Source organism: Paraburkholderia strydomiana, assembly GCF_046030495.1.
GTDB classification, from domain to species: domain Bacteria; phylum Pseudomonadota; class Gammaproteobacteria; order Burkholderiales; family Burkholderiaceae; genus Paraburkholderia; species Paraburkholderia strydomiana_A.
In genome coordinates this window covers 38,121-53,408 of the sequence record NZ_JAQQCJ010000039.1, presented here as the reverse complement: position 1 = coordinate 53,408, position 15,288 = coordinate 38,121, and the positions used below count along the sequence as shown (strand labels likewise).

Sequence of the window (15,288 nt, the reverse complement as noted above, 5' to 3'; positions counted from 1 at the left end):
CTTTTACATTTAGCCATCATGGTTAGCAATCCATCATAATTTCCGTGCCTCACCACAGTTGCGCCGCATCACCGCGACGCAACTGCAGCGTAAAACGCAAGGGTTAAAGCCCACCGCCTACGCCCCCACCCGCTCACTGCGGCGCATGAGCCGCCCGATAGCCCCGCCGCCCAATCGCCAGCGTCAACACAGCGGACACTGCAAGACTCGCCGCCACCACATAAAGCCCAGCCGCATACCCACCCGTCACGCTCTTCAACCAGCCAATCGCAAACGGCCCCACGAAACCACCGAGGTTACCGATCGAGTTGATCATCGCAATCCCAGCCGCCGCGCCCGCGCCGGACAGGAACGTGCTCGGCATCGCCCACAGCGGCGCCTTCGCCGCGCTGATGCCCACGTTCACCACCACCAGCGCCATCACGACAGCGACCGCCGTGTCCGCGACACCGGCCCACGCGAGCCCGAACGCCGCCGCCACGCACGGAATCACCACGTGCCAGGTGCGCTCCCCACGGCGGTCCGAACGGCGCGCCCACCACACCATGCCGATCACCGCCAGCATGCTCGGAATCGCATTCAACGCGCCGGTGCCGAATGCGCTGAAGCCGAACTGCCGGATGATCAGCGGCGCCCACAGGCCCAACGTGTAGAGCCCCGCCGACGTGCCGAAGTAGATCATCGCGAGAATCCATACGCGCAGATCGCGCAGTGCGGCGAGCGCCCCTTCCGCATGCCCTGCCTGCGACTCGCGCCCTCTGCGCTCGTCGCGCAAGGTGGCGATGAGCCACGCTTTTTCATCATCGGCGAGCCACTTTGCCTTGTCGGGCGAATCGGTGAGCGCTTTCAGCACGACAAAGCCGAGCAGCACCGCCGGAATCGCTTCGAGAATGAACAGCCACTGCCAGTCCTTCAGACCGAACAGCGCGGGCATCTGCATGATCGCGCCGGAAATCGGCGAGCCGATCGCCGTCGACAACGGCGCCGCCGCCATGAACGCGGCAGCGGCGACCGCGCGCTGACGCGCCGGAAACCACAGGCTCAGATAGAGAATGATGCCGGGAAAGAAACCGGCTTCGGCGACGCCGAGCAGAAAGCGCAGCGTATAGAACGAGTTCGGGCCGGTCACGAACGCCGAGGCCGCGGAGACAAGTCCCCACGTCACCATCACGCGGGCGATCCAGATGCGCGCGCCGACCTTGTGCAGAATCAGGTTCGACGGTACTTCGAACAGAAAGTACCCGAGAAAGAAAATGCCGCCGCCGAGGCCGAACATGGTCGGCGTGAGACCGAGGTCCTGGTTCATCGTCATCGCCGCGAAGCCTACGTTCACGCGATCGAGAAAGCTGACGAAATACAGCAGCATCACGAAAGGCAAAATGCGCCAGGTCAGCTTGCGAACCACTCGGGCTTGCAATTCGTTGTTCATGCCTGTCTCCACTCAATCTCTGCATGGGTGCAGTGAGATCGCCCGTGGCGGGTGCGCCCGGGCGTTATGTTTTTGTGTGAGCTGCGCGGCGCGTCAGGCCGCCTTGGCTTCCGCCGATGCCTGCGATGCGAGCAGCGCGCACACCGCATCGGTCACCTGCACGGTGGTGGCTGTGCCGCCGAGGTCGCCGGTATGCAGCGACGGGTCCGCCGTCACGCGTTCGATCGCCGCCATCAACTGACGGGCCGCGGCGTGCTCGCCGAGATGATCGAGCATCATCACCGCCGACCAGAACGTGCCGACCGGATTCGCGAGCCCCTTGCCCATGATGTCGAATGCGGAGCCGTGAATCGGCTCGAACATCGACGGATAGCGGCGCTCGGGATCGAGGTTCGCCGTCGGCGCGATGCCGAGGCTGCCCGCGAGTGCCGCCGCGAGATCGCTGAGAATATCCGCGTGCAGGTTGGTGGCCACGATCGTGTCGAGTGTGGCGGGCCGGTTCACCATGCGCGCGGTGGCGGCGTCGACCAGCTCCTTGTCCCAGCGCACGTCCGGAAACTCCTTCGAGATCTGCAGTGCGATCTCGTCCCACATGACCATTGCGTGGCGTTGCGCATTGCTCTTGGTGATCACCGTGAGCAGCTTGCGGGGACGCGATTGCGCGAGGCGAAACGCGAATCGCAGAATCCGTTCGACGCCCGCGCGGGTCATCATCGAGACGTCGGTCGCGACTTCGATCGGATGGCCCTGATGCGCGCGGCCGCCGACGCCCGCATACTCGCCCTCCGAGTTCTCGCGCACGATGACCCAGTCGAGGTCCTTCGGCGTGCAGCGTTTCAACGGCGCGTCGATGCCGGGCAGAATGCGCGTAGGCCGCACGTTCGCATACTGATCGAAGCCCTGGCAGATCTTCAGGCGCAGGCCCCACAGCGTCACGTGATCGGGAATGTGCGGGTCACCCGCAGAGCCGAACAGGATCGCGTCCTTGTTGCGGAGCGCGTCGAGTCCGTCGGCCGGCATCATCACGCCATGCTCGCGGTAGTAGTCGCCGCCCCAGCCGAAATCCTCGAACTCGAATCTGAAAGCGTCGCTGCGCGCGGCGATCGCTTCGAGCACACGCTGGCCGGCGGGCACGACCTCCTTGCCGATGCCGTCGCCGGGAATGGTTGCAATGCGGTAGGTCTTCACTGGATGTCTCCATTGTGTTGAATGCATGGCTGCATCGTAGAACGGCGAGCGCCCGCGAAAACGCTGCTAAACTCAAAGCATCCTTAACCCTAGGTTAACAATGGACCCGCTTCGATGAGTGCGTCGATACAACCGGACGACCTCGCGTTCTTCTCCACCCTCGCCGCCAGCGGCAGTCTCACGGCGGCGGCGCGCGAACTCGGCCTGAGCACGGCGGCCGTCAGCAAGCACCTCGCGCAAATGGAAGCGCGCGCGGGTGTGTCGCTCGTCAACCGCACGACGCGACGCATGAGCCTCACGCCCGAGGGCGATCTGTACCTGACGCGCGCGCGCCGCATCCTCGGCGAAATGGACGATCTCGCGCAACTGCTCGGCGGCTCGCAGGCGGCGCCCAAAGGCCTGCTGCGCGTGAACGCGACGCTCGGCTTCGGGCGCAGTCACGTCGCCCCGCTGATCTCGAAGTTCGTGCGGCGCTTTCCCGAGGTGGACGTGCAGTTGCAACTCTCCGTCGATCCGCCGCCGATCAGCGAGGATGCCTTCGACGTATGCGTGCGTTTCGGCGAGCCGCCGGATGCGCGCGTGATCGCGCGCCGCGTCGCGCCGAACCGGCGCTTGCTGTGTGCGTCGCCGGCCTATCTTGCGGGGCGGCGTGCGCCGCGCAGTCCGGTGGAGCTGGCGCAGCACAACTGCATCGGCATTCGCCAGGGCGACGACGGCTACGGCCTATGGCGTCTGACGAGCGGACGCGGCGCGAACGAAAGAACGGAGACGGTGCGCGTGCGCGGCAATCTCACCACCAACGACGGCGAAATCGCGGTGAAGTGGGCGCTGGATGGACTGGGGATTCTGATGCGGGCGGAGTGGGATATCGCGGAGTATCTCGCCGATGGCCGGCTCGTTCATGTGCTGCCCGACTACCGCACGCCGGGCGCCGATATCTACGCGGTGTATCCGCAGCAGTTGCAAATGACGGCGCGGGTGAAAGCCTTCGTCGACATGCTGGTCGAGACGCTCGGCGCGCGCTGAACGGGCTGTGTCGCGCCGGGCGTCTGCCTTGACCGCTTACTGGCTCGCGCCGGCGGCCTTCTTCTCGGCCTGCTGCAGCTTGGCCGGATAGTTCGGATCGTTCGCGGCCGGTTGATAGCCCGCGTCTTCGAGTTTCTTCAACTCGGCGTTCTTCTTCGCGCGGGCCTCCTTGTGTGCCGCCTTGCGCTCGGCTTTGGTCGGCTTTGCCGGCGGCGTGGCCGCATCGGCCGGCGCAACCGACGCGGCGCCGGTGTTCTGTGCCGAGGCGAGCGGAATGCCGCCTGCCATCATGGCGACGACCGAAACCCCAAGCGCGATTCGTTTAATGGCAATGCTCTTCATAACGGATATTCCTCCGGAAAGTTGGCAATAGCATTGAAGGCTGTCTGCGAGTTTTCGTTCACGACGGCGAGTCGCACGCGATCTTCGTTCGGTATGGGCTCGCCGGTTAAAGCTTACAGGCAAACGGCGCGATTGCATCTGGCGAATGTCGCATCGCAGCGTCAGTGCGCAGTTGTCAGATGGGAGAGGAAATGATAGCGGGCCATCCTCGTTCGATGTATTCCGGATTAGTTCGTTCAGGCGGCGCGAGCTATCGGATCACGCCGGCGTCGAATGTCGACGCCGGCGCATGGGTCCGCGCGACGCGAATGAATCGTCGAACAACCCGGTGCTGGCGTCGACGGGGCTGACGTATTCGCCGTCGAAGGCGACCGTGGCCTATGGGCAGGTCGGCTTCGTGCCCCATCACGGCGGCATGCACACGGGGCTGTCGGTCAACAACGCGCTGAACCTGCCGACGGGCACGACGGCCCGTGTAAATGTCGGCATCCGCCACACGTTCTGGCAAAGGCCTGGCGGCCGAGGCGCTCTCTCGAGACCGAACGCACCTGACCGACGCGCCGCGTGAGCGGCGCTTTGCGTCATGTGCGCCCGCACGCGCCTACGCGTCGGCGGCTACTGGTCGAAACCCGGATTACGCCGCGTCAGACGACGCAGCAAGCCAGGCCACACCAGATCGGCGCCCTTGCCTTTACTCACTTCGCGCGCCTGCTCGCCCATCGTCGCGATGATCGACTGCGGCACCTCGATCAGCTTGCCGCCTGCCTGCGCGAGGATCTGTATCCGGCACGACGTTTCGAACAGATACATCGCCTGAAATGCTTCGGCGACCGAACGACCGCAGGTCAGCAAGCCGTGATTGCGCAACATCATGTAATTGGCGCTGCCGAGGTCGGCGACGAGCCTCGCCTTTTCGGCATCCCGCAACGCGACGCCTTCGTAGTCGTGATACGCGAGGTTAGTCAGCACGAAGCCCGATTGCTGCGACAGCGGCAGCAGACCGTCCTGCTGCGCGGCGACGGCAACGCCATACGCGGTATGCGTGTGCAGCACGCAATTCACGTTGGGCCGCGCCTCGTGCACGGCGCTATGAATGACGAAGCCGGCGGGATTCACATCGAAGCTCGTCGGCATGACCGGGTGCCCCTCGTGATCCACTTTGACCAGGCTCGACGCGGTGATCTCATCGAAGAAAAGGCCATACGGGTTGATCAGAAACTCATGCTCATGCCCCGGCACGCGTGCCGAAATATGCGTGAACACCAGATCGTCCCAACCGAACAGCGCGACCAACCGATACGCGGCCGCCAGATCGACGCGGACTTGCCATTCTTCGGGCGACACCATGTGACGAACGCTGGGAATGTCGAGTGTTGGATTCATGACTGACCTTCATGGGAACAGGGGCGCGGGGTGGGCGGACGCCGGCATTTCTGCATTGCAGAATAATGGTGCGGAGAAATCGATGTCAAGCGGGCTTCCCTCGCTTTCACATTCGAGCGGCATGCTACAAGTTTCGCGAACCCTCGATCCGCACCGGATACAAGCCACAGCTTGCCTCCCGAAGCATTCGTGCATGTTGCATCGAATCATCGACAAAAAGGGCGAGCCGCTTAAAAAACCGGCGCTTGCGATGAAAATGGCCGGCACCGTCACCGACGCGAGCGCGATCCGCAACCAGTTCGACAAGGCCGTGAAGGCGCTGCCGCCGCAGAACAATCCGCAGAGCGTGACCGGGGTCGATGCTCAGGGTGGATTCGTGATCGGAAATCCGCTGGCGGCGGTGGTTCAGGGTGGGCAGTTGAAGTCGGCGGCGTTCAGTTCGCTGACGGCGACGAAGTGAGGGTCTACTGGTGATGTGCGAGACAGGCGCCGTGTGAAACAGGGCGCCTGCCTGTATTTGAAGACCGAATCGCTGCGGCTCGACATCTGAAAACGCGCTCAAGGCGTCCAGCGATAAACCACGATGCTGGAGCCGTTGTAGTTGTCTTTCGTGATCACATACTCGCCGGTCGATCTGAGGTACGCCCGTAGGCCGTACATCGAATCCACGTCGTTACCGACATCCACCGTACCCGGGCTCGTATTGATCAGCGTGGTGGCGAGGCTGCCCGTCGTGAGATTGAAAACGTCGATGTTCGGCACGGTATGCACGTAGCCGAGGAAGAGATAGTTGCCGGCCGCCGTCATCGACTTGGGATTGGCGCTCGGGATGTTGATCACCGGGTCCGGTTTCGTCGTGTTGCCCGCGCTCCAGCCGTGATACACCTCGATTCTCGTCTGGATGGCCGTCCAGTCCCAGCTGCCGGCTATGCCTTGCGCAAGGATCATGGTGTCGCTTTCCGGCAGATAGATGATGCGTGTCAGCGGCCGGATGCTCTGCGGCGTGGAGATCGTGACGGCGGGTCCCCAGGTGGGCTTGCCATTGGCGTCGAAACCGGTCAGCGGGTAATGGTAGATGTGGTTCGTGCGGTCGAGACCCGCCCACACGTCTCCCCGGCTGTCGATGCAGAATCCGCCCGTGACCTGCAGATTCGTATTGAACGCGGGCCCCGGAATCGATGCGTCCGGTATGGCGATGTAGCCGTTCGCCGCGTTGAAGTGGAAGAAGTAGAAGATGCCGGGGTTCTGGCCTGACGCCACGAGAATCCGGTTTCCGCCGACCGTGACGATCTGACCGAAATGCTCGTCGCGCTGGGTGTCGTTCATGTTGAGGCGCGGATCGGACGGATAGGTGAACGGGTCGATGGTGTTGGCGACGAAGGTGCCGCCCGCGATGCCGGTGTAGATGTGGCTGCCGCCATAGAAGTAGGCGCCGTCGGTGAGCGGGTCCGGCGCGCCGACTCCCTCGAAGTTGAGGGACTGAAGCTTCCACTGCAAATTGCCGGCGCTGTCGTAGGCATGCAGGTCGGTGGCGCCATTGCGGCCCAAGTCCCAGCCGCCGCCCCATGGATTGTTGAGCACGTACAGATTGCCGGCGGCGTCCCGGCCGATGCCGGCCACGCGCGTGAAACGCTTGTCGCCGACCTGGCCTTTGATGCCGGTGGTGGTGTCGAGGTAGCCGCCCTGCACGCCGAACGTGCCGACCTGCGTTGGCTTCCCCGCGATGTTGTACAGCTTGATGTTCATGTCGGGGCCTTCATCGCCGACCATCAGTTGCCCGGACCATGCATCGAAATAGAGCGCGGACGGCCGCGAGGCCGTGCCCATCTGAATGGTGTTCAACAAGGTGCCGGTCGGACCGAATTCGACCACCGTGCCCGCGCTCTTGCGGGCCACCCAGAGATTGCCCGCGCCATCGACGGCGAGTGCGCCGGGGCTCGACACGCTGATGTCCCGCTGCCAGACGCCGTCGGTCGTGAAGACCCGGACGCGATTGCTGAATATGTCGCTTGCATAAAGGAGCGAACCCGAGGTCGCGAGTCCGGTGATCACGTCGCCCCGAGCGACGGCGTTCCACACGCTGACGGAGATGACGAGGTCGCGCTGGCCGGTCACGCGGTTGTATCGCCCTACCGATCCTGTACCGGCTGAAGTGCCGAATTGCAAGGGCGTGAAGATCGAGGTGGCATTGCCGGTAATGGCACCGCCCTGAAACTCGCTGTTGATTCCGATGGAACCGATGGCCTTGCCGTTCTGATAGATCGCGACGCCCCCTTCGTTTTCGTCCCACAGCGATGCCGTATAGATGACGCCTTCGGGCGCGACCCACATCGAGCGAGCCGCGTTGCCTACGTGGGTGGCAAGGGTTCCGCCGGTGTTGGCGAGCCAGTCGGTGGTGTATTGCGCCTGAGATGCTGGCGTAATGAGTGCGAGCAGCGTTGTCACGGCGGCCAGAAATGCCGCATGGATTCGTTTATTGATCATGGGTGATGTGCCCTGACGGTGATACGTCAGTCACATGGAAGCGCGGGATGGAATGCTGAGTATCGGAGAAAAAAAAGCATTCGTCAGACAATAAATATCTGAAAAAAATTAGGTGGAGTGAAAATCTGGAAGGATTGCGTGACAAACAGCGGCACCTGGTGGATGTGCCTGCTCTATCGAGCTCGCCATCCGATGGCGGTGCGCGCCACCCACATCACCGAAAGGCCGCGTGGACTTCGCCGCGCTCGCGGTGATGTGGGTGGCACTGGTCGAACGTAACCGCTCAGGAGAACAGACCCTGTTGTGAAAGGAAGTGGTTCAGGAACATACCGCCCGGATCAAGCTGGCGCCGCAATGTATTGAACCTGGAGAGATTATCTTGCGGATAGAGCGCCTTCACGTCGACATGAGGCGTGATGTACTGCCAGTTTTTGGCCCAGTGCGGCCGACCGTGCCGCGCGCCGATCCAGTCCGACATGACGGCGTTGATCATGGCCAGATGAGACGCCATGGCCTGCGCCCGCTTGTTCGCGTCCGGCTCTGATTTCGGATAGGCGCTCAGGATTTCCATCCAGCACACGCGATCGTCGGCCGCCGTCGAAAAGGCGGGCGACAACAGGGCCGGGCTGGTTCGGGTGAAGCGCGCATGGAGACACGTAGTCAGGGGGAAGTCGCCCTGGAACTTATAGGCATAGTTCAGCGCCGCATACCACGCGCGGACCACATTGCCGACGTTCCACGTCCCGGGTCCCGTCGCGGGAATAGGAATGGCGACCTCGAGGTCGAGGATCGGGAACGCCTGGTCGGCGTAGAACAGCACACGCGGCGCTGGTGCAACGAAGCCGCCCTTTGCTTCGATGGCCTTGGCCCGGTCGCTGATGGTGTCCCAGGCCATGGACAGTATGGGCGGCCATAACAGCGGATGAGTCGCCGTCCAGCCCATCACGGCAGTGGCCATCTTGTCGATCCAGCCGTCCGGGCGCAGCGGGATGTCCCGAGGTTCGTCCGTCGTCCGATTGAACTTCTTGATCCAGATCTGACCGTTGTTGTAGCCGCTGCCCGGAAACCAGAACAACTCGACGTATTCGTTGCCGGTCACGAGCTTGTGCAGGTTCTGCGGCCTGATCTCCCCGCCCGTACTTTGCGGATTCGGTCCCATGACACTTTCGGTGGCCGTGACGATCTCCTCGTCGTGCAGGTTGTAGAGCGGCTCGACCTGCAGGGTCACTTTGGTGATGACGCCGAGGGTGCCGAGGCTGACGCGCGCGGCTGCCATTTCATTGGGTGCGGTGTCGTCGGAAAAGACATGGAGTTGGCCGTCGGCGGCGACGAACTCGATCGCATGGACAAAATCGGAGACTGTCCTCTGATGCCATCCCGTGCCGTGACAACCGGCGGCGATGAAGCCAGTGGCATTGATGGACGCCAGCGCACCGGTCGTCGACAGATACATCTGCGGCAGGGTTGGGTCGGGTGCCGTGAGGGCGTCGCGCACTTCCGCCCAACTCGCGGAAGGCAGAAAGCTGACTAGATCGAGTCCCTTGTCCTGCCAGCGCCATGCCTTTCGCGACCCTTTGGCGAAATTCGACATATCGACCAGCGTCTCGCCATTGTTTACGATCAGCGGACTGAAGGAATGCCCCGTGCCGATCATACGCAGCGTGGTCCCGCGCGAGCGCGCCACCAGCGCCTGGACGTCGGCCACGCTGGCGGGACGCTCGATCGCGTCCGGCACGGAGCTCAGGTTGCCCGCCCAGTTGGTCCAACGGTTCTCGTTACCATCGCCGCTATCATCTGGAATGTTCATGATACGTCTCGTCAGCGGCCGTGAAGGTCCGCGCCTCGTGTTGTGGGTTGCGCATTGGCCAGAGCAGGCGCCGGGGCACTGCTCCGGCGAACGGCATCGAAACAATCACTCGACCGAGATCAGGCCCAGCGTATTGCTCAAGGTCGTGCCGGTGATCGTGTAGTTGGCGGTGACCGGGGATCCTTTCTGAAATATGAAGGATTGCCTGGCTTCATTGTCGGTTCCCCACACGACAAAGACGTAGAGTGAAATGATGCTTCCGTCCGGAACGCCTAGCTTGTCCGGATCGACGTCCTTTGTCTGACCCAGCAATATGTCGCCCGAATTGCCGGAGAGATGCTTTTCTCCATTGTCATCCAGGTATGCTACCTCCCCCCTGGCAACAAAACCCCCACCGTTGTGCAGAGTAAACTTACCTATTTTTGTCATTGCCATGATATTCGCTCCGTAAGCGATTTAAAGTAGGCGTGCGCCCGCTGATTTTCCGGAAATAAATTTCCGGAAAAAAGTAATTTCGTCCTGGTAACCACCATTAATTATTTTGATTTATTAAATATCGTCTCCAGCAACGGAATGCTGATGAAATAACTCCGCTACGGCCGTAGAGGCCTGCGTTATGCGGCTTATCGAGCCTGGCTCAGAGGCAAGCACCAAGGCAATGCACAGGCGAGCAGGACCAAAGAAATCAATCGACAGGAATCAGGCCCAGCGTAGTGGGCCCGGTTACACCTGTAGTTGACGAATTGACGGCGACGGTCGATCGTTTCTGGAACACAGGGGATTGCGCGGCTTCGTTGTCGCTCAGGCGCTGTATTCCGTGCGCTCCGTCTGTCACCCGTCCCTTCGCAATAAGTGGGCCGTCTTTATCCAAACCAGACTTACCCGTTGTTTTCGTATTCATGGCATTCACCCCGCAAGCAATTTTACGTAGACGTGCGCCTATATTTTTGCCAGCAACAGTTATTTTATTTCTATTTCCTGATATCGACTTTTAAATCCAGATCGATCTTGATAAAGATTAGGTGACCAGGAATTACTTGTGCAGACAAAATTGGAGGATGGCACAGCACCCTGCTCACCTTGATAGGGCCGCGCAAGGGCGGCATGGAGCGTGCTTGTCGTAATTCGAGTTATTCTGAATGGCCGTCGAGGCTGCGTCCAACCACGAGTGACCGAGAGGCAAAACGGGGCGATCTCCTGCCCCTTTGTATTTGCGCTTCCTCCACCAAGCGTTCACGCCCCCCGCTGACTCATCTGTTGGCGGAAACACAAGTCTTTGGTATGGACGTTCCTTAAAGCGTAAAACAACGCCCCCTCACCCCCTCAACGCCCCCACAATCTGCTCCCGCACCTGTGGCCTTTCAGCAAACGGATCCGTCGGATTACGCGCCGTCACAATATCCTCCCCACGCGTCTTCACCGCACCCAGCGCATTCGGATGCGAATAGATATAAAACTGCTTCTCACGAATCGCATCGAACACCATCGCAGCAACTTGCCCAGCGCTGATCTTCCCCGAACTCACCGCCTTCTCGCTCAACGCACGCGACACACGTTGCGACAAAGTCAGCGGCGCATCGTTAGCAAGTTCCGCCGGCCGATTACGCTGCGCGTGCGCAATCCCCGTCGGCACGAAGTACGGACACAGCACCGAGCACGCCGCCTGCCGCGTGACCAGCGAAAGATCCTGATACAGCGATTCCGTCAGCGAGACCACTGCGTGTTTCGACACGTTGTACGGCCCCACCATCGGTGGATTGACCAGCCCCGCCATCGACGCGGTATTGACGATGTGCCCGCGATAACCGGCATCGCGTTGCGCGGCCTCGAGCATCAGCGGCGTGAACGCGCGCACACCGTGAATCACGCCCCACAGATTGACGCCGAGCAACCATTGCCAGTCGCGCTCGGTGTTCTCCCACACGAGTCCGCCGCTGCCGCCCACGCCCGCGTTGTTGAACACCAGATGCACGCCGCCGAACGCGTCGAGCGTGGCGCGCGCGAGTTCGTCCACCTCGTCGCCCTTCGCCACATCGACGCGACGCGCGATGGCCTGCGCGCCGGCCGCGCTCACTTCGGCGAAGGTTTCGTCGAGCGCGTCCTGTTGCACGTCGGCCAGCACGAGCCGCATGCCGAGTTTGGTGCCGAGCCTCGCGAACTCACGACCGAAGCCGGAGCCCGCGCCGGTAATCACCGCGACCTTGTCTGCGAAATTGTCCATGCGTTATCCCATTGCCAGCTGATATCGGTTGATAAAGCGCCTGCACGCAGCCACCCTGCCCTAACGCCCAGCAAGATAAAACCGATCACGCAACTCACGCTTGAGCACCTTGCCGATCGCACTGCGCGGCAAGCTGTCGACAAAGCGCAGCGCCGAGAGCCGCTGCATCTTGCCGAGCCGCGCATTGACCCAGCCCAGCAGCGTATCCGCATCGATCCGTGCATGCGGCGCGCGCACCACAAACGCAACCGGCGTTTCGCCCCATTGCTCCGATTGCGCACCGACCACGGCCACTTCCGCGACATCCGGATGCCGGCTCACTTCAGCTTCCAGATCGCTCGGATACACGTTGAAGCCCCCCGAAATGATCATGTCCTTCTTGCGATCGAGCAGCGTCAGAAAGCCGTCCTCATCGAAACGGCCCATGTCGCCGGTGCGAATGAAGCGCTTGCCGCCTGGGTCGTACCACTCCGCTTGCGCCGTCTTGTCGGGCTGCCGGTAGTAGCCGGTCATCATCGCGGGCGAATGGCCGACGATCTCGCCCACCTCGCCCGCCGGCACCTCGTTGCCTAGTTCGTCGATCAGCCGGATGTCGTGCCCTTCCATCGGTCGTCCGACCGAGTGCAGCTTGCCCGGCCATTCGTCGGCTTCCAGCTGGCACGAGCCGCCGCCTTCGGTCATCCCGTAGTACTCGGTCAGCCTGCCGGGCCAGCGGCGCACCACGTCCGCCTTGATGCTCGCCGCGAACGGCGCGCTGGTGCAGAACTTGGCCTGGAAGCTGGACAGGTCGTAACGGTCGAAATCCGGATGCGCCATCAGGCGCTGATACTGCACCGGCACGAGCATCGTGTGCGTCACGCGATGCCGTTGCGCGAGTTCCAGATAGCGCGTGGTCTCGAACTTCGGCATCAGCACGACGGTGCCGCCGAAAGTCAGCGTCGGCATGAAGCTCACGAGCGTCGTGTTCGAATACAACGGTGTGGAGATCAGCGTGATCGCGTCGGGTCCGTAGCCGCGCTCAATGCTGCGCACCGCGTACGCCCAGCGCATGCCGTGCGATTGCACGATGCCCTTCGGCGTACCCGTGGTGCCGGACGAGTAGATGATGTTGAACGGCCACGCCGGATCGATTGTCACCGCCGCGGGCGTCGCGCGCTGCGGCGCGAGCCATGTGCCGAGCGCGGTGCTGCCAACGTGAGCGTCGAGCGCAATCGGTGTCGCGTCGATTTGTGCGGCGACCGGTTCGAGCAGACGCTTGACCTCCGCGTCGACGAACAGCAGCCGCGCGCCCGAGTTGCCGATCATGCCGACGAGACTCGCCGCGCTCGACGACGGCGCGAGCGGCGCGACCACCGCCCCCGCCCGCAAGCCGCCGAGAAACGCCACCACGTAGTCCACCGACGCGGCCGCGCACAACGCAATCGCATCGCGCGGCTGGATGCCCTCGCGCTGCAACGCGGCGGCAAAGCGGTCGACGCGCGCATCGAGCGCCGCGTAGCTGACCACTTCGTCACCACAGATCAATGCCGGATGCTCGCCGCGCTCCTTACCAAAGCGGCGCAACATATCGGTAATACACACGAATGGTTCGTCCTGCAGAATATTGAGCCATGTCATCGCGCCGCGCCACCACCGCCGTTGTCCGCCTTGCCGCCACCCGCCGCGGCTGTACGCGCGGCGTCCTCTTCCTGCAACACGCGCCATAGAATCTTGCCGCTGCCCGATTTCGGCAGCGACGTGACGAATTCGACGATGCGCGGCGCCTTGTACGCCGCCATCTGCTCGTGTGCCCAGTCGATGATCTCCTGCGCGGCAATCTTCCCTGCATGCGCCGCGTCGGGCACTACCAGCGCCTTCACGGTCTCGCCGCGCTTCTCGTCCTTGACGCCGATCACGCACACCTCGTGAATCGCCGGATGCCGGTACATCAGCGCTTCGACCTCGGCCGGCCAGACCTTGTAGCCGGATGCGTTGATCATCCGTTTGAGGCGGTCGGTCATGAAGAAGTAGCCGTCCTCGTCGATATGCCCGAGGTCGCCGGTACGCAGAAACCGCTTGCCGTCGAGTTCGACGAACGCCTCGGCGGTTGCTTTCGGATTGCGCCAGTAGCCTTGCATCACCTGCGGCGCGTTGACGACGATCTCGCCGGTCTCGCCTTGCGGCAGTTCCTGCAACGTGAGCGGGTCGATCACGCGCGAGTCCACGTCGAACACGGGAATGCCGAGGCACTGCGGCTTCGGACGATGCGGCGGATTGATGTGCGTGCCGGCAATCGTCTCCGACATGCCGTAGCCTTCGACGTAATCGAGACCGGTGAGCGCCTTGAGCTTGCGGGCGATCGCGTCCGGCATCGCCGCGCCGCCGCCGCGCGCGCCGCTCAGGCTCGACAGATCGTATTCCCCGAGCCTCGGGTTCGACAGGAAGTCGACCATCATCGTCGAGATCGACTGCCACGCGGTGACGCGATATTTCTGCATGCATAGCGCGGCCGCGTCTCGATCCCAGCGCGGCAGAACGACGATGGTCGCGCCGGAAAACACCGCGCTGTTCATGCCGCCCTGCATGCCGGTCACGTGGAAGAACGGCAGCACCGACAGATAAACGCCGTCGGCGGGCGCCGCGAACCACACGCAGCCGCCGAGCAGCGTGCTCATCACGCTGCGATGCGTGTGCATGCAGCCCTTCGGCTTGCCGGTGGTGCCGGACGTGTACGGCATCACGCACAGATCGTCGGCGCCGGTGGTGAGCGGGCCCGGCGCGATGTGGCGATCGAGCACGGCTTGCCACGAAGTCACGCCGTTGATATTGAAGTGCTTGCGCGGCGCCGCGACGAATTCCGGCACGGCGATCGGCGAAGGCCGCTTCAGATAATCGCTATACGTCGCGACGATTGCGTGTTCGAGTCCCTGGCCTGGTCCTTTGCCGATCAGCGGCTCGACGTTCGCGAACAGGCATTGCGGCGCGATGATCGTGGTCGCGCCGCTGTCCTCGACGTAGTGCGCGAGTTCGGCGCTCATGTTCATCGGATTGACCGGCACGACCACCGCGTTGGCCCGCAGAATGCCGTAGTAAGCAATGATCCATTGCGGGCTGTTCTGCATGTAGAGCAGCACACGGTCGCCCGCTTTCACGTGGCACTCGTTCTGCAGGAAGCCCGCGATGCGCTCGGCCTCGTCCTTGAACTCGGCGAATGACACCGGCGTGTCGTAGAAAACAATAAACGGCTTGTCGGGAAAGCGCGCCGCCGAGACCTCGGCGTTGTAAAAAATATTGGTCTCGGGCAGCGTCAGATGCAGTGGCACTTGCGGCGGCCAATGCGGGTGATGGCGTTCGTTCATGGGCGTCTCCTGCTTGACTGTCGGCGCGCGCTTCACACTGTTGCTGCGCGCTTCGTTCATGTTCGCCGCG

Annotated in this window: 14 protein-coding genes; 3 read left to right on the top strand and 11 right to left on the bottom strand. The window is 62.6% G+C overall.

Annotated features, from left to right (window positions below; translation table 11 throughout):
- Positions 1-133 precede the first annotated feature (133 nt).
- Together PQQ53_RS33005 and PQQ53_RS33000 are read right to left on the bottom strand one after the other, a co-directional pair.
- The gene (locus PQQ53_RS33005) at positions 134-1,429 is read right to left on the bottom strand and encodes an MFS transporter (protein WP_408328809.1); all 1,296 of its coding nucleotides are present in this window, start codon (positions 1,427-1,429) and stop codon (positions 134-136) included.
- Between the two features lie 93 nt (positions 1,430-1,522).
- Positions 1,523-2,617 carry a tartrate dehydrogenase gene (locus PQQ53_RS33000; RefSeq protein WP_408149555.1) on the bottom strand — a complete coding sequence of 365 codons (1,095 nt, stop codon included), beginning with the start codon at positions 2,615-2,617 and terminating at the stop codon, positions 1,523-1,525.
- A 114-nt stretch (positions 2,618-2,731) separates the two neighbouring features.
- Here PQQ53_RS33000 and PQQ53_RS32995 point away from each other — a divergent pair, with 114 nt between their 5' ends.
- Complete coding sequence (locus PQQ53_RS32995; RefSeq protein WP_408328806.1) at positions 2,732-3,643, top strand: LysR family transcriptional regulator; 912 nt, start codon at positions 2,732-2,734, stop codon at positions 3,641-3,643.
- Between the two features lie 36 nt (positions 3,644-3,679).
- On the opposite strand, the gene PQQ53_RS32990 is transcribed toward PQQ53_RS32995, so the two are convergent.
- A complete protein-coding gene (locus tag PQQ53_RS32990) occupies positions 3,680-3,985 on the bottom strand; it encodes a hypothetical protein (RefSeq protein ID WP_408149551.1) in 306 nt (101 codons plus the stop codon).
- Between the two features lie 289 nt (positions 3,986-4,274).
- Between PQQ53_RS32990 and PQQ53_RS32985 the strand changes: the two genes are divergently transcribed.
- The gene (locus PQQ53_RS32985) at positions 4,275-4,553 is read left to right on the top strand and encodes a porin family protein (RefSeq protein ID WP_408328804.1); all 279 of its coding nucleotides are present in this window, start codon (positions 4,275-4,277) and stop codon (positions 4,551-4,553) included.
- A 47-nt stretch (positions 4,554-4,600) separates the two neighbouring features.
- Here the strand turns inward: PQQ53_RS32985 and PQQ53_RS32980 are convergent, their stop codons facing one another.
- Positions 4,601-5,368, bottom strand: a complete 768-nt coding sequence (locus tag PQQ53_RS32980; RefSeq protein WP_408328802.1) for a class II aldolase/adducin family protein — start codon at positions 5,366-5,368, stop codon at positions 4,601-4,603.
- Between PQQ53_RS32980 and PQQ53_RS32975 the strand changes: the two genes are divergently transcribed.
- On the top strand, positions 5,367-5,828 hold the full coding sequence (locus tag PQQ53_RS32975) for a hypothetical protein (RefSeq protein WP_408328799.1): 462 nt from the start codon (positions 5,367-5,369) through the stop codon (positions 5,826-5,828). The two genes, PQQ53_RS32980 and PQQ53_RS32975, sit on opposite strands and share 2 nt — an antisense overlap.
- Positions 5,829-5,926: 98 nt before the next feature.
- Here the strand turns inward: PQQ53_RS32975 and PQQ53_RS32970 are convergent, their stop codons facing one another.
- From PQQ53_RS32970 to PQQ53_RS32940, 7 genes are all read right to left on the bottom strand, one after another.
- Positions 5,927-7,852, bottom strand: coding sequence for an SMP-30/gluconolactonase/LRE family protein (locus tag PQQ53_RS32970; protein WP_408328796.1), 1,926 nt, complete (start codon positions 7,850-7,852; stop codon positions 5,927-5,929).
- A gap of 283 nt (positions 7,853-8,135) precedes the next feature.
- On the bottom strand, positions 8,136-9,659 hold the full coding sequence (locus PQQ53_RS32965; protein WP_408328793.1) for a D-arabinono-1,4-lactone oxidase: 1,524 nt from the start codon (positions 9,657-9,659) through the stop codon (positions 8,136-8,138).
- A gap of 105 nt (positions 9,660-9,764) precedes the next feature.
- Positions 9,765-10,094, bottom strand: coding sequence for a hypothetical protein (locus PQQ53_RS32960; RefSeq protein WP_408149540.1), 330 nt, complete (start codon positions 10,092-10,094; stop codon positions 9,765-9,767).
- A gap of 250 nt (positions 10,095-10,344) precedes the next feature.
- A complete protein-coding gene (locus tag PQQ53_RS32955; RefSeq protein ID WP_408328791.1) occupies positions 10,345-10,560 on the bottom strand; it encodes a hypothetical protein in 216 nt (71 codons plus the stop codon).
- Positions 10,561-10,974: 414 nt separating this feature from the next.
- Entirely contained in the window at positions 10,975-11,880 is a 906-nt protein-coding gene (locus PQQ53_RS32950) for an SDR family oxidoreductase (protein ID WP_408328788.1), read from the bottom strand.
- Between the two features lie 60 nt (positions 11,881-11,940).
- Positions 11,941-13,497, bottom strand: coding sequence for a class I adenylate-forming enzyme family protein (locus tag PQQ53_RS32945; protein ID WP_408328785.1), 1,557 nt, complete (start codon positions 13,495-13,497; stop codon positions 11,941-11,943).
- Positions 13,494-15,218 (bottom strand): long-chain fatty acid--CoA ligase, encoded by a 1,725-nt coding sequence (locus tag PQQ53_RS32940; RefSeq protein ID WP_408153344.1) that lies wholly within the window; start codon positions 15,216-15,218, stop codon positions 13,494-13,496. The genes PQQ53_RS32945 and PQQ53_RS32940 overlap by 4 nt, the downstream gene beginning before the upstream one ends.
- Positions 15,219-15,288: the final 70 nt, after the last annotated feature.